General features: G+C 73.1%; 13 protein-coding genes. 10 read left to right on the top strand and 3 right to left on the bottom strand.

From position 1 onward, the window contains the following. Positions 1 to 28: 28 nt before the first annotated feature. Positions 29 to 3,553: a DNA polymerase III subunit alpha gene (gene dnaE / locus HDA32_RS18260; protein ID WP_179646782.1), complete on the bottom strand. Its 3,525-nt coding sequence runs from the start codon at positions 3,551 to 3,553 to the stop codon at positions 29 to 31. Between the two features lie 562 nt (positions 3,554 to 4,115). On the opposite strand from dnaE, the gene HDA32_RS18265 reads away from it, so the two are divergent. The 3 genes from HDA32_RS18265 (at position 4,116) to ligD (ending at position 7,908) form a co-directional block, all read left to right on the top strand. Next, positions 4,116 to 5,120 carry an AraC family transcriptional regulator gene (locus HDA32_RS18265; protein WP_179644335.1) on the top strand — a complete coding sequence of 335 codons (1,005 nt, stop codon included), beginning with the start codon at positions 4,116 to 4,118 and terminating at the stop codon, positions 5,118 to 5,120. Positions 5,121 to 5,276: 156 nt separating this feature from the next. Further along, entirely contained in the window at positions 5,277 to 6,551 is a 1,275-nt protein-coding gene (locus tag HDA32_RS18270) for an endonuclease/exonuclease/phosphatase family protein (RefSeq protein WP_179644336.1), read from the top strand. Positions 6,552 to 6,993: 442 nt separating this feature from the next. Further along, complete coding sequence (gene ligD, locus HDA32_RS18275; RefSeq protein WP_179644337.1) at positions 6,994 to 7,908, top strand: non-homologous end-joining DNA ligase; 915 nt, start codon at positions 6,994 to 6,996, stop codon at positions 7,906 to 7,908. Between the two features lie 22 nt (positions 7,909 to 7,930). On the opposite strand, the gene HDA32_RS18280 is transcribed toward ligD, so the two are convergent. Continuing rightward, positions 7,931 to 8,242 (bottom strand): chorismate mutase, encoded by a 312-nt coding sequence (locus HDA32_RS18280; RefSeq protein WP_179644338.1) that lies wholly within the window; start codon positions 8,240 to 8,242, stop codon positions 7,931 to 7,933. A gap of 368 nt (positions 8,243 to 8,610) precedes the next feature. Here HDA32_RS18280 and HDA32_RS18285 point away from each other — a divergent pair, with 368 nt between their 5' ends. The 5 genes from HDA32_RS18285 to fxsT all read left to right on the top strand — a co-directional run bounded on the left by HDA32_RS18285 (position 8,611) and on the right by fxsT (position 17,995). Continuing rightward, positions 8,611 to 9,609 carry an effector-associated domain 2-containing protein gene (locus HDA32_RS18285; protein WP_179644339.1) on the top strand — a complete coding sequence of 333 codons (999 nt, stop codon included), beginning with the start codon at positions 8,611 to 8,613 and terminating at the stop codon, positions 9,607 to 9,609. A gap of 442 nt (positions 9,610 to 10,051) precedes the next feature. Continuing rightward, a complete protein-coding gene (locus HDA32_RS18290) occupies positions 10,052 to 10,432 on the top strand; it encodes a hypothetical protein (RefSeq protein ID WP_179644340.1) in 381 nt (126 codons plus the stop codon). After that, complete coding sequence (locus HDA32_RS18295) at positions 10,429 to 11,973, top strand: VMAP-C domain-containing protein (RefSeq protein ID WP_179644341.1); 1,545 nt, start codon at positions 10,429 to 10,431, stop codon at positions 11,971 to 11,973. Before HDA32_RS18290 ends, HDA32_RS18295 begins: the two co-directional genes overlap by 4 nt. After that, the gene (locus HDA32_RS18300) at positions 11,973 to 13,112 is read left to right on the top strand and encodes an AAA family ATPase (protein ID WP_246334409.1); all 1,140 of its coding nucleotides are present in this window, start codon (positions 11,973 to 11,975) and stop codon (positions 13,110 to 13,112) included. Before HDA32_RS18295 ends, HDA32_RS18300 begins: the two co-directional genes overlap by 1 nt. After that, positions 13,109 to 17,995 (top strand): FxSxx-COOH system tetratricopeptide repeat protein, encoded by a 4,887-nt coding sequence (gene fxsT, locus HDA32_RS18305; RefSeq protein WP_179644342.1) that lies wholly within the window; start codon positions 13,109 to 13,111, stop codon positions 17,993 to 17,995. The genes HDA32_RS18300 and fxsT overlap by 4 nt, the downstream gene beginning before the upstream one ends. A gap of 41 nt (positions 17,996 to 18,036) precedes the next feature. Here the strand turns inward: fxsT and HDA32_RS18310 are convergent, their stop codons facing one another. Then, positions 18,037 to 18,324: a DUF397 domain-containing protein gene (locus HDA32_RS18310; RefSeq protein WP_179644343.1), complete on the bottom strand. Its 288-nt coding sequence runs from the start codon at positions 18,322 to 18,324 to the stop codon at positions 18,037 to 18,039. 203 nt (positions 18,325 to 18,527) lie between these two features. Here HDA32_RS18310 and HDA32_RS18315 point away from each other — a divergent pair, with 203 nt between their 5' ends. Beyond that, positions 18,528 to 19,244, top strand: a complete 717-nt coding sequence (locus tag HDA32_RS18315) for a YdcF family protein (protein WP_312863236.1) — start codon at positions 18,528 to 18,530, stop codon at positions 19,242 to 19,244. Positions 19,245 to 19,398: 154 nt separating this feature from the next. Continuing rightward, the gene (locus tag HDA32_RS18320; RefSeq protein WP_179644344.1) at positions 19,399 to 21,624 is read left to right on the top strand and encodes a VMAP-C domain-containing protein; all 2,226 of its coding nucleotides are present in this window, start codon (positions 19,399 to 19,401) and stop codon (positions 21,622 to 21,624) included. The last annotated feature ends 21 nt before the right edge of the window (positions 21,625 to 21,645 follow it).

A 21,645-nucleotide genomic window follows, 5' to 3' on the forward strand; every position in this document is an offset into this window, starting at 1 on the left:
GGCGGGCCCGTCGCGGGCGCGGGCGCGGCTACACGCCACCGAGGCAGTTGGAGCCCAGCAGCGCCTTGAGGTCGCCCATCAGCTCCGGCGAAGGGCTGACCCGCAACCGGTCGTCCAGGGCGAACACCGTGGTCCGCGGTCCGTTGTGCACCTGCAGGTGCACCTGGGTCTGCCCCTGGTTGCGGGTGAGGATGTCGCGGAACTCGGTGATCGTCTCCCTGCGCACCCGGCCCAGCGGCATCGACACCACGACCGGCTGCTCCTGGCCGACCTGGGAGAGGTCGGGCTGGATGACCTCCATGGCGATGAGCTTGGGCGTGTCCTCGCGGCGGTCCAGGCGGCCCTTGATGAACAGCACCGCGTCCTCGGCCAGGACCTGCGAGCACAGCTGGTAGGTGTTGGGGAAGATCATGCAGTCGATGGCGCCGCCCAGGTCCTCCAGGTTGGCCATCGCCCAGGAGTTGCCCTGCTTGGTGACCTTGCGGGTCAGCCCCGACAGCAGACCGCCGACGGTGACCATGGTGCCGTCGGGGCGGTCGGCCAGCTCGGCGATGCCGCAGTCGGTGCTGGAGGACAGCAGCCCCTCCAGGCCGAGCAGCGGGTGGTCGGAGACGTAGAGGCCGAGCATCTCCCGCTCGAAGCTCAGCAGCGTGGTCTTGTCCCACTCCCCCTCGGGGATGTCGGGCACCACCTGGATGCCGGACTCCGGCTCGGCGATGCCGCCGAACAGGGAGTCCTGCCCGGCCGCCTCGGCGCGCTTGTGGCCGATGATGGCGTCGATCGCCTGCTCGTGGACCATCACCAGGCCCTTGCGCGGGTGGCTGAACTCGTCGAATGCCCCGGCCTTGACCAGCGACTCCACGACCCGCTTGTTGCAGACCTGGGCCGGCACCTTGTCCAGGAAGTCGGCGAAGCCGCCGAACTTGCCCTTCTCCGTGCGGGCCTTGACGATGCCGTCGACGACGTTGCCGCCGACGTTGCGGATCGCCGAGAGCCCGAAGCGGATCTCGTCGGAGCCGCGCGGGGTGAAGGTGGAGTCGGACTCGTTGACGTCGGGCGGCAGCACCTTGATCTTCATGCGGCGGCACTCGTTGAGGTAGAGCGCGCTCTTGTCCTTGTCGTCGCCGACCGAGGTCAGCAGGCCCGCCATGTATTCGGCCGCGTAGTTGGCCTTGAGGTAGGCGGTCCAGTAGGAGATCAGGCCGTAGGCGGCGCTGTGCGCCTTGTTGAAGGCGTAGTCGGAGAAGGGGACCAGGATGTCCCACAGCGTCTTGATCGCCTCGTCGGAGAACCCGTTGGCCTTCATGCCCTCGCTGAAGGGCTTGAACTCCTTGTCCAGGACCTCCTTCTTCTTCTTGCCCATGGCCCGGCGCAGCAGGTCGGCCTGTCCGAGCGTGTACCCGGCGACCTGCTGGGCGATCTGCATGACCTGCTCCTGGTACACGATCAGGCCGTAGGTCGTGCCCAGGATGTCCTTGAGCGGTTCGGCCAGCTCCGGGTGGATCGGGGTGATCTCCTGCTGGCCGTTCTTGCGCAGCGCGTAGTTGATGTGGGAGTTGGCGCCCATCGGGCCCGGGCGGTACAGCGCGCCGACGGCGGAGATGTCCTCGAAGTGGTCGGGGCGCATCTGGCGCAGCAGGGAGCGCATCGGCCCGCCGTCGAACTGGAAGACCCCGAGGGTGTCGCCGCGGCCCAGGAGCTCGAAGGCCTTCTCGTCGTCCAGGGGCAGGCGGAGCAGGTCGACCTTCTCGCCCCGGTTGGCCTCGATGTTCTTCAGGCAGTCGTCGATGATGGTGAGGTTGCGCAGGCCCAGGAAGTCCATCTTCATCAGGCCGAGCGTTTCGCAGGTCGGGTAGTCGAACTGCGTGATGATGACGCCGTCGGAGTCGCGGCGCATCACCGGGATGTGGTCGGTGATGGTCTCCGAACTCATGATGACGCCGGCCGCGTGCACGCCGGTCTGGCGGATCAGGCCCTCGAGCCCCTGGGCGAGGTCCATGGCCTGCTTGACGTCGGTGTCCTCGTCGTAGAGCTTGCGCAGCTCGCCCGCCTCGCTGTAGCGGGAGTGCTTCTCGTCGAAGATGCCCGAGAGCGGGATGTCCTTGCCCATGACGGCGGGCGGGAACGCCTTGGAGACGCGGTCGCCCAGCGCGTAGGGGAAGCCCAGGACGCGCGAGGCGTCCTTGACGGCGGCCTTGGCCTTAATGGTGCCGAAGGTCGCGATCATGGCGACCTTGTCCTGGCCGTACTTCTCGGTGACGTAGCGGATGACGTCGCCGCGTCGGCGCTCGTCGAAGTCGATGTCGATGTCGGGCGGCGACTCGCGCTCGGGGTTGAGGAACCGCTCGAAGATCAGGCTGTGCGGCAGCGGGTCGAGGTCGGTGATGCCCAGCGCGTAGGCCAGCAGCGATCCCGCGGCCGAGCCGCGGCCCGGCCCCACCCGGATGCCGTTCTCCTTGGACCAGTTGATGAAGTCGGCCACCACGAGGAAGTAGGACGGGTAGCGCTTCTGGACGATGACGTCGATCTCGTACTCGGCCTGCTTGACGTAGTTGTCCGGAACCTCGTCGGGGAAGCGCCGCTCCAGGCCGCGCAGGACCTCCTTGCGGAAGAAGCCCTCCTCGGTCTCCCCCTCGGGGATGGGGTACTTCGGCATGAGGTCGTAGTAGTCGAACATGCCGGAGGCGTCGACCATCTCGGCGATCTCCAGCGTGCTGCGGCACCCCTGCTGCCAGGCCTCGGAGGTGTCGATGGCGCGCATCTCGTCGGCGGTCTTGAGGAAGTAGCCGGAGCCGCCGAACTTGAACCGGTTGGGGTCGGCCAACTGCGACCCGGTCTGGATGCACAGCAGGGCGTCGTGGGCGTCGCGCTCGTTCTCGTAGGTGTAGTGCGAGTCGTTGGTGACGACGAAGCGCAGGCCGAGCTGCTTGGCGATCTCCACCAGGCCGTCGCGGACCCGGCTCTCGATGTCGAGGCCGTGGTCCATGAGCTCGACGAAGTAGTTCTCCGGCCCGAAGATGTCGCGGTACCGGGCCGCGACCTTGATGGCCTCGTCGAACTGGCCGAGCCGCAGCCGGGTCTGCACCGCGCCAGAGGGGCACCCCGTCGTCGCGATGATCCCCTTGGCGTACTCGCTGATGAGCTCCATGTCCATGCGGGGCTTGCGGAAGTGGCCCTCGATGGAGGCCCGCGAGTTCAGCTTGAAGAGGTTGTGCAGGCCCTCCTTGTTCTGCGCCCACATCGTCATGTGGTTGAACGCGCCGCCACCGGAGACGTCGTCGCTCTTCTGGCCCGGGTCGCCCCACCGGACCGGCTTCTTGTGGTGGCGCGACTCCGGCGCCACGTAGGCCTCGACGCCGATGACCGGGGTGACGCCGGCGGCCCGGGCCTGCGTGTAGAAGTCGAAGGCGCCGTGCATGTTGCCGTGGTCGGTCATGGCGACGGCCGGCATCTTCTCCGCCTGCGCCACCTCGAACAACTGCTTCAGCCTGGCCGCTCCGTCGAGCATCGAGTACTCGGTGTGAACGTGCAGGTGGACGAAGGAGTCGGCCATGACGCGATTACCCCATTGCGGCTCGGTGGACTGGTGGTGACTCACGAGCCTATGCCCGTCACGGCCTCTGCGGACCCGGTTCGCGGGGTCGGAAATCGCACGCGCCGCGCTCGCCCTGATGAGCGCCGTGCCACCGGCGTGTCGGGCCGGCCGCGGCGAGGAGGGCGCACCGGGCCGCCGGTGCCGGACGGGGCGGACGGGAGGGGCGGGAGCGCGCTCGCAGCCGGCGCGAAGCGCCGCGGGGAGGAGGCCGCGGACCATGCGCGGTCGCGGTGGCACGAAAAAGCGGGCCCCGGACCGTATCCCCCTCAAGAACGGCTCAGGGCCCGCGGCGCGACGGATGGTCGCGCGTCGTCCGCGGCGACGCCTCGGCCGGACGGTGCGGCGCGCACACCCCGGCCCCGGCGCTTGGGAAGGCCCCTCCCACGTCGGAGTCATGCCCCTCCCGACACTTCTCCTCCCCATTGCGCGGAACGCGTCCAACATAAATCGGCGCACGCGCTGGCCGCCACCGGATCCGTGGCCTGATACTTGATAGTTCCGGCCACGGAAGGGTCCACTGATGGGAGCAGCGGCACTGCCCCGGCGGGGCGTCAACACCGCACTCGTGCTGACGGGCGTCGGCAGCGAGCACGGCCTCACGCCGCAGGCGTGCCTCGCCGGAACCGGCATGACACCCGAGCTGCTCACCGATCCGATGCGGGAGATCGAGGCCGAGCAGGAACTGGGGGTGATCCGCAACCTGCTGGAGGCCCTGCCGCACGTGCCGCACCTGGGGCTCATCGCCGGCCGCCGCTACCACTTCACGACGTTCGGCGTCTGGGGCCTCGGACTCGCCTCCAGCGCCACCCTCGGCGATGCGGTGGACTACGCCCGCCGGACCCTGCCGGGCAGCTTCGCGCTGTGCCACTGGGACTTCGGACTGGAGGGCGGGCTGCTGCGCTGGCGGCTGACGGCGGAGCACCTGCCGGCCTGGGCCCGCCGGTTCGCCCTCGAACGCGACGCCGCCTCGATCCGGACCGTCCAGCACCAGATCCTGGGCGAGTCCATCCCCTTCGAGGCGCTGCGGACCAGCTTTCCCCAGCCCGAGAACGCCGCCCCCTACGAGGAGGTGTTCGGCCCCTCACTGGAGTTCGACTCGGCGCACGACGAGGTCCTCATCGCGCCCGAGCACTGCGACCGGCCGCTGCCCCAGGCCGATCCGCACACCCACCGGTGGTGCGCGCAGGAGGCGCAGCGGATCACCGCGCGCCGCAGCGAGGCGGCCGTCGTCACCGCGGTCCGCCGGCACATCGCGCACGACCTGGCCTCGGTGGACCTGGAGACGGTGGCCCGCGCGGTGGCCCTGAGCCCGCGCACCCTGCGGCGCCGGCTGAACGAGCACGGGGCGTCCTTCCGGGACCTGCTGGAGGAGGCCCGCCGGTCCCGGGCGCTGGAGCTGCTGGCCCGCAGGACCCCGGTCGCCGACATCGCGGCGCGGCTGGGCTACGCCGACAGCGCGGCCTTCAACCACGCCTTCAAGCGCTGGACCGGGCTGTCCCCCCGCGATATGGTCCGGCGCGGTTGACCGGCCGCCCCGCCGTTCACCGCCCCGCCACACCGGCGAGCGCCGCGGTTGGTCCGGCGGCGCTAGACACGACCCTGACGAGACACGGTCCGCGACGGCACCCCCGTCGGTTCCCGCTCCTTCGCCCAGTGACCGAGAGACCGAGAAGGGCACCCCATGCGCTCCCGTCCCCGCCTCCTCCCGCCCGCGGCGCTGTCCGCCGCGCTCACCGCGGCGCTCCTGCTCGGTGCCGCGCCCGCCGCCGCCGACACCGGCGACGCACCGGCCCGCTCCCCCGGCTCCTCCGGCGCAGGCGTCCGCTTCGCCACCTTCAACGCCTCGCTGAACCGCCCCGCCGAGGGGGAGCTGATCGAGGACCTGTCCACCCGCGACGACGCCCAGGCCCGCAACGTCGCCGAGATCATCCAGCGCGCCCGGCCCGATGTGCTGCTGATCAACGAGTTCGACCACGACGACGAGGGCACCGCCGCCCGGCTGTTCCAGGACAACTACCTGTCCGTCGGGCACAACGGCGCCAGGGCCGTCGACTACCCCTACCGCTACACCGCGCCCTCCAACACCGGCGTCGCCTCGGGGTTCGACCTCGACAACGACGGCCGCGCCGTCACCGAACCCGGCGAGGCGGGCTACGGCGACGACGCGCTGGGATTCGGCGCCTTCCCCGGCCAGTACGGGATGGTCGTCTACTCCAGGTACCCCATCGACACCGACCGGGTGCGCACCTTCCAGGAGTTCCGGTGGGCCGACATGCCCGGCGCGCTGCTGCCCACGGACCCGGAGACCGGCGCGGACTTCTACTCGGCCGAGGAGCTGGAGGCGCTGCGGCTGTCATCGAAGAGCCACTGGGACGTCCCCGTGCGCGTCGGCCGCGGGCGCAGCGTGCACTTCCTGGTCGCCCACCCGACCCCGCCCGCCTTCGACGGCCCCGAGCGCCGCAACGTGGCCCGCAACCACGACGAGATCCGGTTCTGGGCCGACTACGTCACCCCCGGCCGCGGCCGCTACATCTACGACGACGAGGGCCGGCGCGGCGGCCTGAGGCCGGGATCGGCGTTCGTCGTCGCCGGCGACCTCAACGCCGACCCCAATGACGGCGACGGCCACCCCGAGGCCGTCTCGCAACTGCTCGGCGCCCCCCGCGTCAACGGCACCGTGCTGCCGCGCAGCGAAGGGGCCGCCGAGGCGGCCGAGGACCAGGGCGGCGCGAACACCGGCCACTCCGGTCCGGCCGCCGCCGACACCGCCGACTTCGCCGACGACCCGGCCCCCGGCAACCTGCGCGTGGACTATGTCCTGCCCTCGCGCGGCCTGCCGGTGCGCGGCGGCGTGTTCTGGCCGACCGCTGACGACCCGCTGTCCCGGCTGACCGGCGAGCACCCCTTCCCCTCCTCCGACCACCGCCTGACCTGGCTGGACCTGCACCGCCGCTGACCGGCGCGCCGGAACGAACCGCTGTACTCACTGATGTCCGCTGATGTCCGACGGTCGGGCTCGCACAGGGAGTCGGCTGCCGCGGTGCGCGCAGCTCCGGCGGCACAGTGGACCCGAGCCCTGGAGATCCCGCTCCGCCCGGCGAACGCGGCGGTCGAGCCTCGATCAGGCGGCACGCCGGGACCGAGCGGATCGCAAACGCCGGATTGGGTGGATCCGCTCATGAGACGGGGCCGGGGCGTCTGCGACGGTAGCGCGTGGCCGACGGACACGGAGGCGAAGGCGGCCTCCAGGGCCCCACGTGGCTCCGCGCCCCGGTGACCGCGGCCGGGAGCCGCAAGGGTGCGCATGCGCTCCCGGCTTCGGGGCAGGGGTCTGCGGTGGGCGAGCAGGAAGGGGCACCAGGCGGCGACCGGGTGCGACGAGGACGGGAGCGTGGACATTGGGCGCGCGCGGGGAGTCGGTCCGCGTCGGCGGGCGGCGGCTGGACATCGGCAATCCGGACAAGGAGCTGTTCGGCTCCTCCGGGATCACCAAACGCGACCTCGCGGCCCACTACCGGAGCGTCGGCCCGGCGATGCTGCCGCACGTCAAGGGGCGCCCGCTGGCGCTGCACCGCTTCCCCGACGGCATCGACGGCGAGGGCTTCTTCCAGAAGAGGCGCGCCGACCACGCACCCGACTGGGTCGAGGGCGTCACCGTGCCCCGCGAGAAGGGCAGCACCACGATGGTGGTCGCCAACGGCACCGCCACGCTGGTCTGGCTGGCCGGCCAGGCGGTGATCACGCTGCACCCGTGGCTGAGCCGGGCCGACGACCTGAACCGGCCCGACCGGGTCATCATCGACCTGGACCCTCCGGGCGACGACTTCCCCGGGGTGCGCAGGGCCGCCCGCGACACCAGGCGGCTGCTGGAGGAGCTGGGCGCTCCGGCCTTCCTGATGACCACGGGCTCGCGCGGCCTGCACGTGGTGGTGCCCGTCAGGCGCCGGCTGGTCTTCGACGAGTGCCGCGAGATCGCTCACGGCATCGCCGACCGGCTCGCCCAACGCCACCCGGACCGCCTGACCACCGAGGTGCGCAAGGACAAGCGGGGCGGCCGGCTGTTCGTGGACGTCCTGCGCAACTCCTACGCCCAGCACGCCGTGGCCCCGTACTCGGTGCGGCCGCTGGCCGGGGCCCCGGTGGCGACGCCGCTGCACTGGGAGGAGCTCGACGAGGTGGCGTCGGCGCGGCAGTGGACCGTGCGCGGGATCGGCCGCCGCATCGAGGAGGTGGCCGACCCGTGGCGGGGCATGGGACGGCGGGCCTGCTCACTGCCCGCCGTCGCCAAGCGGCTGCGACACCTGGACCGATGATTCCGGGCGCGCGGCCGCGCTGCTAGGGGCTTTCGTCCTCCTCCTGCACGCGCTCCTCCTCCGAGGCCTCCAGTCCGGCCTCGATGACGCCGGCCATGATGCGGGCGATGCGATCGGGCCCCAGGCGCGGGGCCCGGGCGGCCATGGCCTCGACGAGTCGGCGCTCGCGCTCGGGGTCGCGGTCGGCGAACCCGCCCACGGGCTTGAGCCGCTGCACGTCGGCGGCCAGCAGAGCGCGGCGCTCCAGCAGGTCGGCGAGTTGGGCGTCGAGCGCGTCGATGCGGGTGCGCAGTTCGGCGATGGACGGTGCGGGGGTGGCTGCGGACGCTGGCACTGGCGGGGTCTCCTCGGACGTCACGGCGACCGTCCGTCGAGCTGAGCGGGTCGGCCGCCTGGTGGAAAACAAAAAGAGCGCAAGGCCGTGGCCTTCACGCTCTGGAGCCGACTCCGGATTCGCCGCGGGCTACGTGCGAGCGGCCGGCTGCTCCGGAGCCGGCTTGCTAAACACGTCATAACGGCGGTACACGGCGGCGAGTATATCCCGTCGCGGCGCACGGTACCTCGGGACCGGAACCGGGAACACCCATCGGGAGCGGCCGCCGAGGGCGGGCCGGGCCCCGATCCCCGGTCGCGCCGCACTGCGGCGGCCGGGCCCCCGCGCGAACGCGGCCCCGCAGCGCCGCAGAGAGGACCGGGAGCACAGTGGCAGAGGCCCCCCGACGCCCACCGGCCACCTGGCAGCTGCGGGTCCTGGCCGACGCCGGCGCCCTCCCGCTCGGGGCCGCCGTGCTCGTCGACGCCGGCCGCGCCGACTCCGCCGATCACGCCGGTCTGGCGCTGACGTGCGCGCACGTGCTGGACGCCGCCGTGCCCGCCGATCCGCCCGGCCGCGAGGTCCTGCTCGACTCCCCGTCGGCGGCGCCGGGGTGGTCGGCCCGCGCCCGCGTCGCCCGCGACGGCTGGTTCGTCGGCCGCAGCCCGTGGGACGTCGCGGTGCTGCGGATCACCACCGGTCCCGTGCCCGATGCGCTGCGGGCGGCCCGACTGGGGCGGTCGGAGGGCGCGAACGGCCGGATCGGAGCCTGCGGCTACCCTCGGGCGGTGCCGCTGGGCCTGTGGGCCTACACCGTTCCGGCGGGGCCCGGCGGCCCGTACCCGGGGTGCGTGCAGATCGACGGCGAGCGCGCGGCCGGGGCCCGCGTCACGGCCGGGTTCAGCGGCGCCGGCGCGCAGGACCTCGCCTCGGGGGCGGTCATCGGGCTGGTGTCGCACGCCTACCGGGGCACCGATCACCGGACCGGCTGGATGATACCGATGGAGCTGATCGCCGGGGCCTGCCCCGCGGTCGCCCACCGGCTGGCGGCCCGGGGCCGCGGCGGGGCGGCGTCCGCGCCGCCGCCCCGGATCGCGGCCCGCATCGCCCTGGCCAGAGCGCTCGGCGAGGTCCCGACGCTGACCGATCCGCAGCGCCGCTCCGTCTTCGTGCGCTACCTGGACGCCAGGATCCGCGGCCGCGTCGCCGCGGGCGCCCAGACCGACGTCTTCGCCCACGGTCTCGTCCAGTGCTGCGACGACTACGACGGCGCGCTGCTCGCCGCGCTCTCCACGCTGGCCGCCCTGGAGGAGGACTCCGCGCCCATGCGTGGGGTCTGGAGCGCGGCGGAGCCCTTCCTGGCCCCCGGGCGCGACGCGGCCCGGTGAGGAGAGGGCGGGGGGTGCCCGCGCGCCCGGCCGCTGAGGAGGCCGTCGCGAGAGCGCGCCGTCTCACCGACCTGTGCAGTGCAGGTCTCCGTGCGCGCCTCGCGACCGAAACCCATCGGTGACCGCGCGTGCGAGACCCCGCCCACCGCTTCGGCGGCGAGGTGCGGCCGCGGCCGGTCCGTGAACCGCTCGTGGGCGAGGCGGGCCGCACTCCCGCCGCGGCCTTCGGGAATCCGCCGCTCACAGCCCGGGCCCGATGCATATTCAGTATGCAGTCGGTGTTTATCCGACTCCCGCCCCATTCGTCCCCGAGTTCTCCATAGTGATTCGTGACGCAGGCGCCGATATAGTAATAACAGACAACAATTAAGAGCAGTCCTTTTTCGACGTAAAAGCGGCGTTCGGCGGCGGTCCGGCCATCGAGAAAGGGGGGCGGACAATAGTGGCATATCAGCGTCGCTCTCGTGTCGAACACCAGATCGCCCTGGCCCGGGCGCTGAGCAGAGCGGCGACGATCGAGCTCCCGGACCGCCGGACCGCCTTCTGCAGCCTGCTGCACCCCGTCCTCAGGGAGCGCCTGCGCCTCGACGCGGCCCCCGGCGCCTTCGCACACGACCTCGTGCAGGTGGCCGAGCAGTACCGGGGAATCGGCGCCCTCGGGACGAGCCTGGCCGTCCTGGACCGCCTGGAGGACGGCAGCCGCGCGATGCGCGCCATCTGGGCGGCCGCGGCGCCGCTGCTGGGCGCGGACGCCCCGGAGGCGGAGGGGCCGGGGACGCGGACCCCGGATACGGGCGCCGCGGAGGCGGGTGGGCCGCCATGAGCTTCCACGACGGCGTCCAGCGGTTCGGCTCGGCCCTGGGGCGGCTGGGGCTGCTGCTCGACCTGGACCGACGCAGGCCCTTCTGCCGCTACCTCGACGGCTACTTCCCCGGCGAGTTCTCCGCCGAGGAGGGCGCGTGGGCGCTCGGGCACCACGTGGCGCAGTTCTGCTGCACCTCCCCTGCGCGGCTGCGGGCGGTCGGGCGGCTGGTGGACAACCTGGCGCCGCTGGAGGACGGGCTGACCGAGGTCCACCGGGTGCGCGCCGTGCTCGCCGACCACCTGGACGACGAGCACGCCGGCGAGTCGGCCGTCCGGGCCCTGCGCGCCCTCCTCACCGGGATCGGCTTCGACGAGATCCGGCCGGCCTACCGCGCCGCCACCCGGGACCGCAGGGAGCCCCGCTCCGACCGCCACCTGCTGCACACCGCGTGGGACGCCTTCCTCGACGTCGGGGACATGCTGGACGACGACGGCGCGCCGCCGCGCCGGATCGTCCTCGCCGAGGAGATCGCGCTGCAGCGGTGCGAGATCGCGGCCCGGCTGCGCTCCTGGGTCGACGCCCTCCCCGAGAGCCGGGCCTTCGCCGCGGAGATCGCCCGGCTGCGCGCACGCCCCGGGCGCGGCGCAGCGGGCGACGCGCCCGAGCCGGACGGGACCGCGTGGCTCATCGTCCGCGCCGAGCCGCTGGACGGCGCCGACCCGGGCGACCCGCCGGACTACCAGGTGTCGCACTGGCTGCGCCATCCGGCCGACGGCGGCGAGGCGACCGTCTCCGGGGGGTCGGTCCGGGTGCCGCACGCCGACTTCACCCGTCACGTGGCCGAACTGGCCCGCCGGGAGGAAGCGGAGCTGTGGCACAGGTGCGAGTGCAACCACCTCGGCATCGAGCTGATCCTGCCCTACTCGCTGCTGCCGGTCCCGTTGCCCGCGGCCCGGCCGCACAGCGCCTCGGTCCCGCGGCTGGCCCCGTTGGGAGCCGGGCACGAGATCGTGGTGCGGAACTGGGACCGGCTCTACGACCCGGACTACCGCCCCAGCCTCATCCGGCTGCGCGGGCGGTGGGAGGAGCTGCACCGGGGCCGCGCGACCACGCACTGGAGCGACGACGCCTCGGGGGCGCCGCTGCCCGACCGGCTGGCCGGCGACGACGCGATCGCGGTCTGCGTGCTGGGCACGCGCCCCGATCTGCCCGAGGGGGACGAGCAGTTGCGCACCGCGCTGATGTACGGGGTGCCCGTCGTGCTGTGGTGCACCGGCGACATGGACGACCGTCTGCGGTCGTTCATCACCGAAATCGCGGGAAACTCCGGCGAGCCCGTGAACCGGCCGGGCATAATCTCGTTGCCCGCCCGCCTCCGCAGACTCCGCTCGGGAGGATCCGATTCCTTCCTAAGCGGCGGCGGGAGAGAGTACGATCACAGTCTCAGCTATCTTATTTGTCTGATTTATGACGATCTCGCGGCCCTCTCCGATCTGAATTCCCAGAATTCCCCCTATTCGCTCTCACTGACCGGCAGGCGCGCCAGGAGGACCCGCTGATGGTTCATTCCTCAGCATCCGACGACGGACACCCCGACGCACCCGGGCCCACCGGTGACGGCCACCGGTCCGCCCGGCCGGCGGAGCGGGCGGACCCCGGCTGGTGGATCTACCGCGGCTCGGGCCGCCCCGGCCGGTCGCCGTCGCCGATCGACGCGCTGCCGCCCCCTCCCCCGTGGCGGCGCTTCCACGGCGGGCCCGCACTGCCCGGCCCGACCGCGCCCGACCCGGAGATGGAACGCGTCCTGGGCCCCGCGGACAATCCGGCGCCGCGGCACCGCGACCCCAAGGAGATCGACGCGGTCAACGCGGCGCTCTACCTGCGGCGGCCGCTCCTGGTCACGGGCCGGCCCGGGGTCGGCAAGTCCACGCTGGCCTACCGCGTCTCCAGGGAGCTGGGCCTGGGCAGGGTGCTGCGCTGGTCCATCAACAGCAGGAGCACCGTGCGGTCGGGGCTGTACGAATACGACCCCATCGCGCGGGTGCACGACATCTCGGCGGCGGGTCCGGGGCCCGGCGCCGACGGCGCGGCCGGAGAGCGCCACCCGATCGGCTCCTACATCCGGCTGGGCCCGCTGGGGACGGCCATGCTCGCCCACGCCCGGCCGCGGGTCCTGGTCATCGACGAGTTCGACAAGAGCGACATCGACCTCGCCAACGACCTGCTCGACGTCTTGGAGACGGGCTCCTACCGCATCCCCGAGCTCGCCCGGATCAGCGAGACCACGCCCGAGGCCGAGGTGCGCACCGACGACCCCGGGGGCACGGCCGCCGTCCGGGGCGGCGCGGTCACCTGCTCGGCCTTCCCGTTCATCGTCATCACCAGCAACGGCGAGCGCGAGTTCCCCCCGCCGTTCCTGCGCCGCTGCCTGGCGCTGCACCTGGACGACCCCGACCCCGAGCAGCTCGCCGACATCATCGCCGCGCACCTGGACCGGCCGGAGGGGGCCGGTGACCGCGAGCTGATCGCACGGTTCATCGAGGCCCGCCGCTCGCGCGAAGGACTCGCCGTCGACCAGCTACTGAACTCGGTCTTCCTCGCCACTTCCATGCGCGATTCCGGCGGCGAACCATGGGACGAGGAGTGGTTCTCCCGTGTCCTGACGCTCCTATGGCACCGGCTGGCGGGGTCGAATTGAACAGTGCCGACCACCCCGACGGCAACGCGCCCGGTGCGGCATCGGGCCGCCCGTCCGACCGTGCCCCCGATGGCCCCTCCCCCGCGCCGTCCCCCGCCTTCCCCGCGCCCGGCGGTCCCTCGCGGCCCCCGCTGTGGCGCGAGGACATCGCCGACCGGCTGTGGCTGGCCGCGCACCGGGCGGCCGCCGAAGCGGGCCCCGGCCCCGCCGGCGCTGCGGCCCCGGAGCCCCCGGCCGCGCCCCGGCGGGAGCCGCCGCCCCTACGGGAGCGCACCGAAGCCGGCGACCGGGCGCACGGCCCGGGAGGCGGGCGGGCCGACGGCCCGGCGCCGCGCGACCGCCTCCGGGAGCCGTCCGGGCGGCCCGCCGAGCGCTCCCCCGATCCGCCGCGCCCCCGGCCCGCGCTGCTGCCCGCCCCGAAGGCCGCGCCGCACCTGGCCGACGGCGCCGACGTCGCGGCCCCGCTCGGGCCGGGCGCCGGCCTGGACCGGGCCCTCACCGACCACCACGGCCTGCAGCGGGCCCTGCGGCCGCTGCGCCGGTGGCGCGAGGACCCCGCGCGCGCCGAGTTCGACGAGGAGGCGACGGCCGCCGGGTTCGCCGAGCGGCTCCTGCACGCGCTCCAGGGCCCCCGCGGTGAGGGGCGCCCCGCACGCGGGGCGCCCGGCGTGCGCGTCCTGCCGCGGGAGCGCCCCCGCAGGCAGCGCGCCTTCGACCTGACCTTCCTCCTCGACGACAGCGCATCGATGCTGCTGCACCGGCCGCTGGCCGAGGAGTTCATCGGCTTCGTCACCGGCCTGGGCGTGTTCCGGCGCGTCACCGTCGTCCGGTTCGACTCCGACAAGACCGACAGCGAGCGGATCGAGATCCGCGGCCCTCTGCCGGACGATCCGGAGCGGCTGTTCACCGGCTCCGAGGGCCGGGAGCTGGCACTGGCGCTGACCGACGGGGTCGGCACCGGCTGGGAGAGCGAGGGCGTGCAGTCCTGGCTGTCGCGATGGGGCCGCCGCTGCGCCCTGGGCGTGGTGCACCTGCTGCGCAGGGAGCAGTGGCGCGACACCGGCCTGCGCCTGCACCGGGCGGAGCTGACCGCTCCCGGCTCCGGAGCGCCGGGGACGGTCCCGCCGAACCACCGCTACGCCGCGGCGTCGCGGGCGCCGCTGCCGGCCGCGATGGCAGCGGGGGTGTTCGAGGGCGCGGTGGCGGTGCCCGTGCTGGAACTCGGCCGGGACTCGCTGCACCGCTGGGCCCGTTTCGCGACCCGCGGCTCCCGGGCCCACGTCGGCCCCGTGCTGCTCGCCCGCAGGCATCCGCGCGGGGACCCGGCACGGCCGTCCGGCGAGCAGGGCGCACCGCCCGAGGGCCTGCCGCCCGCGCACCCGTCCGGCGGCGCCAGGGTCTCCCGGTTCAGGGCCGCGGCCTCGCCCACCGCGTTCGAACTGGCGGTGTGCCTGGCAGCGGTCCCGCTCTCCCTGCCGATCATGCGGATGGTGCAGCGCATGCTGCCAGGGTGCCGGCCCTCGCACCTCACCGAGGTGCTCTACGGGGAACTGGTGTACTGGCTGGACGCCGACGCCGATCGAGGGGCGCTGTCGTCGCCGGCCACGCTCGCGCTGGAGTTCCACGACGGCGTGCGGGCCGCGCTCATCGCCCGGGGCGGGCGGCGCGGCCGGACCCTTTCCGTCATGCGCGCGGTCACCGACCATTTCGGTGCGCAGGTGCCGTGGTTCCCGCAACTCGGGAGAATTCTGCGCGATCCCGTCCGGGAATCGCCGCCGAGGGCGCCGACCCGGATCGAGCGGCCTTTCGCGCACACCGTTATCGCCGCACTTCGGGCACTGGGCGGGGCCTATCACAGCGCGGCCGACCACATCGCCGACCACATCACCGGTCAACCCGCCGACCAGCGAGCGGCCCCGGACGCCGGCGAGAAATCCCCCGCTCCCCGCCGCCGACCGGGACCCGGCCGAAACGGCGAACCGCCGCGTATTCACCGGCGGAGCGAGCCTTCGGATTCCGGCGTGCCCGCTCCTTTAGTATGGCGTGAATTCGACGCGGCCTCCGGGACGGCGAATTCCGTATCCGGCGCCGAGCCGGCCGAGCCGTCTGAATCGGCTGGACCGGCTGGACCGGCCGGAAAGCCTTCCGAGGAACCGCTCCGCGACAACTGGGACAACGACGACGTGACGATTTCGAGTTCCCGCGCAGACCTTCCGCCGGCGCAGAACCGGGAGACGCGGACACCGCCCTCGGATGCCGAGCCGGCGTTCCATCCCCCGTCCGGTGGAGGAGACGTGGCCATGAGCAGACACCCCGCCGGAACGCCCGATCCGCCGCCCGGCGCGCTCCCCGCGGTCTGGGGCACGGTGCCCCAGCGCAACGACCGCTTCACCGGGCGGGGCGCGATGCTGGGGGAACTGGAGTCCCACGTCCGCTCCGGGACCACGGCGGTGGTGCCGACCGCGCTGCACGGCCTCGGCGGCGTCGGCAAGACCCAGTTGGCGCTGGAGTACCTCTACCGCCACCGCGGCGACTACCACCTCATCTGGTGGATCCCGGCCGAGCACATCGGGCAGGTGCAGCAGTCGCTGATCGACCTGTGCCACAGGATCGTCCCCGGAGTCGGCCCCGGCTCCGACCCGAGCGCGAGCACCGCCGTTCCGCTGGTCCTGGAGGCGCTGCGCAGCGGCCGGCCGTACCGGAACTGGCTGCTGGTCTACGACAACGCCGGCGACCCCGAGGCCCTGCGGCCCTACCTGCCCACCGACGGCCCCGGCGACATCATCGTCACCTCGCGCGACGGCGCGTGGCGCGACTCCAGCTCGCGGTTCTTGGAGGTCCACGTCTTCGAACGGGCCGAGAGCGTCGAACTGCTGCGCAAGCGCGGGCCCGAACTCTCCGACGGCGACGCCGACCTGATCGCCGCGGAGTTGGAGGACCTCCCGCTGGCCGTCGAGCAGGCGGCGGTCTGGCTGCGCGAGACGATGATGCCGGCCGCCGAGTACCTGCGCCTGTTCCGGGACAAGACGGCGGAGCTGCTCAAGAGCAGCCGCCCGATCAGCGGCTACCCGACCTCGCTGGCCGCGGCGTGGAACGTGTCGCTGGAGCAGTTGCGGCGCAGCAGCCCCGGGGCGCTGCAGTTGCTGCAGGTCTGCTCCTTCCTGGCCGCCCAGCCCATCCCGCGGGCGCTCTTCCTCAGCGCACGCAGCGTGCCGGCGCCCCCTGAGCTCGGCGAGATGCTCGGCGACCCGATCAAACTGGGCCGGGCGCTGCGCGCCGTCGACCGCTACGCGCTCGCCCACCGCGACCTCGCCAACAGCACGATCCAGCTGCACCGCCTGGTCCAGCGGGTGCTGCAGATCCCGCTGAGCCGGGAGGAGAAGGACGCGCTGCGGCACTGCGCCCACATGCTCCTGGCCAACCACGATCCGCACAATCCGCACGCCGCGCGCGAATGGCCGCGCTACAGCGAGCTGCTGCCGCACGTGTGGGTCTCGGCCGCGGTGGACTGCGCCGACCCCTGGGCGCGCCAGTTGGTCATCCACCAGGTGCAGTTCCTGCGCGCGTGGGGCGACTACGGCGAGAGCGCGCGGCTGGGCGAGTGGGCGGTGTCCCACTGGACCGAGAAGCTGGGCGCCGACCACGCCCAGACCCTGCGCGCCTCGCTGGCGCTGGCGCCCGCGCTGCGCCGCCTGGACCGGCTGGACGACGCCTACCGGCTGAGCCTGCGCACCCACGAGATCCTGGCCGAGCAGCGCGGCGCCGACGACGAGGAGACCCTCGACGCCGCCCAGGAGCTGGTCTATGACCTGCGGCTGCGAGGTGACGTCCCCGGCGCGCTGGAGCTGAGCGAGTCGCTCTACCGGCGCTACCGCGACCTGCTGGGCGAGGAGGACCCCGCCACGGTCGAGGCCGGCCACTCCTACACCAGCGACTTGCGGATCTCCGGCGATTTCAGCCGTGCGCTGGACATCGACCAGCGGCTCCACCCGCAGGCGATGCGGCTGCTGGGCCCCGATGCGCTGCGCACGTTCTCGATCCGCAACGCCATCGGCGTGGACCTGCTGGAGACCGGCCGCTACCGCGACGGGCTCGCGGCGCTGGCCGAGCTCACCGAGGACGCCCGGCGCGTCTTCGGGGAGAGCGGCCCGCACACCCTGGCGGCGCTGCGCTCCCTGTCGGTGGCCCAGCGGCGCAGCGGGCGGTACGGGGCGGCCGTGCAGACGTCCGGGCTGGCGCTGGAGCGCAGCCTGGAGCGCTACGGCGAGCAGCACGGCAACACCGTGCTGACCAAGGCCTGCCACACCCTGTCGCTGGCCCAGAGCGACCGCCTGGACGAGGCGCTGCGCATCGCCGGACAGGTCGCCGAGAGCTACCGCTCGCGCTTCGGCGAGGGGCACCACACCGCACTGGCCGCCGAGGTGAACCTGGCGCTCGTCCTGCGCCGGCTGGGCCGCGTCCAGGAGGCCTGGGAGCTCGACGGCGCGGCGCTGCCGGCGCTGGTGGGCGCCCTCGGTGAGAACCACCCCACCAGCGTGGTGTGCGCGATCAACACGGCCAGCGACCAGGCGGCGCTGGGGTCGATCGACGAGGCTGCGCTGCGCGGCGCCGACATCGTCGCCCGCTGCAGGCGCGTCTTCTCCGCCGACCACCCGCTGACCCTGGCCGCGGCCCGCAACCTCGCCCTGGACCGGCAGGCGCTGAACGGCGCCGCGGACCGTGCCGCGGACGGCGGCGCGGACGGGACGACCGGCGTCGACGCCGACCTCGAAGAGGTGCGGCTGCGCTACGAGCGGGTGATGGGCGCCGAGCACCCCGCGACCCTGTCCGTCCCCCGCAGGACCCGGGCCGACTGCGACATCTACCTGATGAGCGTCATCTAAGCGGCCACCGGGTCTTCGGCCGATGGTCCTCCGATCCCGGTTCAGGCGAGCGCGCCGCTCCTGACCGCGGTGACGAACGAGCTCCATTCGCCGTGCGGGAATTGCAGAATCGGGCCGCTGGTATCGTGGGAGTCGCGTATCTCCGTGAATGCCGGACCACCTCTCGCGGCCTCCACGCAGTTGACGTCGTCTTCGCTGTACCGGGACTTCACCCACGCCTCGGAATGCGCCGGGGCCGATCGGCCGCGCACCCGGTCCCGCACTCCGCCCGCCGCACCGTCCAATCGCGCGCCGGAACCCGTGCCGGGCGATACCTGCTCGTTGTCCATTCACATCTCTCGGCCTCGGTGCGATCGCCGGGAACTACCGTGAGGCGGCGTCACCGCCGGCGCCTCCCATAACGCGCGATCCCGCAGACAGTACTTCTTCGACCCATAAGGTGGATATACCCGTCCGCGTTAGGATCTCATTCGGGCATTTTTCGCCGCGGACCGATTCCAGAGAGAATTCCCAGCCCTACGGAAGGCGCACCGTGAACACCGATTTCATGAGCGCGGGCATCGACGCCGGCACCCGGGCCGACGCCCGGATGCTGTGGGACTTCCACGAGGCGCCCGCGCACGAGGGCGGCGACCGGCCCGCCGATGTGGTCCTCGCGCTCGGCAGCCACGACCTGCGCGTGGCCGAATACGCCGGGCGGATGTGGGCCGAGGGGGCCGCGCCGCTGCTGATCCTGTCCGGGAACCGCGGCCGGCGCACCTCCGGAGGCGGCGGGCACGCCCGCTGGGAGCGTTCCGAGGCCGAGGAGTTCGCCGACGTGGCGCGGGAGACCGCCGGGGTGCCGGAGGCGGCGATGCTGCTGGAGCGGCGGGCCACCAACACCGGGGAGAACTTCGCGTTCGGCCGGGCGCTCGCCGCCGGGCACGGACTGGACGTGCGCAGCGCCGTGGTGACCGCCAAGCCCTACATGGGTCGGCGCGCGCTGGCCACCGCCGCCGTGCACTGGCCCGGCGTGCAGTGGGCCTTCCGCTGCTTCTCCGGCGGCTACGACGGCTATCCCGACGGGCTCCGCTCCGAGGTGGAACTGGTCCACTTCCTCGTCGGGGACCTGCAGCGCCTCACCGCCTACGCCGACCGGGGCTGGAGCGCACCGGTGCCGATCCCCGACGAGGTGCGCGCGGCGTGCGCCCGCCTGATCGCACGGGGCTTCACCGACCACGCCGTCGCGCCGGAGACGCCCCGGCCCTGACCGCACCGCCCCGGTCCCCCCTTCTCCGTGGCCACTTTTGGCCCGTGAGGCGCGGATTCCTTGAGGCATGGGACCCATATGGCGTTTCATCGGTATTGCGGGCCGCGCAAAGGCCCGCCGAGGCCCGGCCACAACAGGGAAGAGGCAGGCGAGCTTGTCCGCATCCCCCAGGACGTCCCCGGCGTGGGCGGTGCGTGTTCTGCGGCCGGACGGCAAGGAGGTCGCGGGGTCCGGCGTCCTGATCGCCGGCGACCAGATTCTGACCTGCGCCCACGTGGTCAACGCCGCGCTGCGTCCGCGCTCCGCGCAGGCGCGGACGGTGCCGTGGCCGCATCCGTCGGAGGACGAGGCGGTGCTGATCGACAGCCCGTCGGTGCACGCGGGCTGGCGGGCCCGCGCATCGGTGGTCCCCGGGGCCTGGTTCGTCGACTCCTCCCCGTGGGACATCGCCGTGCTCCGGCTGGAGCATCCCGCGCCCGACGTCTTCGGGCCGGCCCCGCTGCACTGCTGCGGGGATCCCGACCGGCGGGAGGTCGACGTGTGCGGCTACCCCGGCAGGGGCGAGGGCGCCGTCTGGTCCTACAACCGCATGCACGACAAGGGCGGCGCACGCCCCGGCTACATCCAGTTGGAGAGCCGCACCGGGTCGGGCGCGGCCATCAGCAGGGGCTACAGCGGGGCCGGGGTCCGCGAGGCCCGCACGGGAGCGGTCATCGGCCTGGCCACGACCTCCTACACCGACCCCGGTTCCAAACTCGGCTTCATGCTCCCGCTGGAACTCATCAGGGACGCCTGGCCCGGGCTGCGGGACCTGCTGGCCCCGGCCACGGGCGCGGACGGCGGGGACGGCGGGCACGGCTCCCCGATCGAGGCGGTCTGCCTCGAACTGGCCAGGATCACCGCTCTGGCCGGCGCATCGGACCGGGCACGGCTGGTCAGGATGGTCAACCGGAATCTGCCCCGGCCGCTGGACGCCGCGCCGGCCCCCGACATGCGGGCCCACCTCTTCGACATCGTGGAGGAGTGCTGGCAGGCGCAGGGCGGGCGCTACGCGCTGCGCAGGGCGGTCTCCTTCCTGTTCCCCGACAGCCCGGCGCACGAGCTGCTGAACCGGCTGTCCGCTCCGACGACCGACCGCCTCTTCAGCGCCGACGCCGAGCAGCGCGTGAAGGAGCTGCTGTCCGGCCTGGACTTCCCCTCGCTGCGCGACGTCTTCAGCATCGCCGCGGCCAAGGCCGGCGCCGACATCCACGCCGTCGGCTTCCCCGACGCCTGGGGCGCCTTCCGGCTGCTGCTGGACTGCATGGCCGACCACGGGGTCCCGCCCTACCTGCTCTTCGCGCAGATGGTCCTCGACGAGCTGACCGAAGGCGACGCGGTCGGCGCGGGCGCGGCCGGCGGACCGGCGGGCGCGCACCGCGTCGACCGGCTGCGCGACTGGATCTCCGGACAGGCCGACCTGCTGGAGGCGGCCGGGGTCACCGATGTCATGGAGCGGCTGGAGGAGCTGCGCTCGGCTCGCAAGCCGGGGCGGGACCATCTGCCGCTCTACCTGATCTTCCAGATCGAGACCGAGGAGGAGGGCGCGGGGGACATCGCGACCGCGCCCTGCGCCCTGACGCCATGGCGTCAGACGAACCCGGTCCGCTGGGAGCCCCAGCCGATGGCGACCGAGAGTCTCAGCGTCGCCGATCTCGCCCGGCGGGTGCCGGAGCTGATCACCCAGGCCGACACCGGCTGGGCGCACCACTTCGACCGCGACCTGGTCCTGGAGTTCGCCCTCTCCAGGGACCTCATGGGGCTGGACGTCGACCTGTGGCCGCTGACGATCGCCGACGGGATGCCGACCGTTCCCATCGGAATCGAATACGACGTGGTCGTGCGCGGCCTGGAAAGGCAGTTGGCCCCGCTGCGCAAGCGGAGCCGGCGCTGGCGGACGCTGGCCGGCCCCGGACCGGCCGGCTCCGGACGCACCCCCCCGATCCACTGGATTCCCGAGCGGGGCTACCGCGATGACCGCGAACTGATGGCGCGGCTGATGCGCGACCGCGACTCGGTGGCCGGCGTGCTGAGCGCACCGCCGCACCACGACCGCGGCAGGAAGGAGCTGTTCGCGACCCTGTACGCCGGTATTTCAGTACTCATTTGGGACAGGGAACACCGTTCCGGTCCGGCTTTCCGCGACTTCCTGAAAGGAATGATCGGGGCGAGCGGACACGACGGGATATTCACCCTGAAAAAGTCGATACGGGACTTGCGGCTCGAGGCGTTTTCGGTAGATTCTCAGGAGGACGATGCGCCCGGGCGCGATATCTCGCTTTTTTGGGACGACCCCGACCGACCATTGCAGACCGGTGTCCGGCTGAGCGAGCCGGCATGATGACCGCCTAGAAGGATCCGC

Source organism: Spinactinospora alkalitolerans (assembly GCF_013408795.1).
In the GTDB taxonomy this organism is placed as follows: Bacteria; Actinomycetota; Actinomycetes; order Streptosporangiales; family Streptosporangiaceae; genus Spinactinospora; species Spinactinospora alkalitolerans.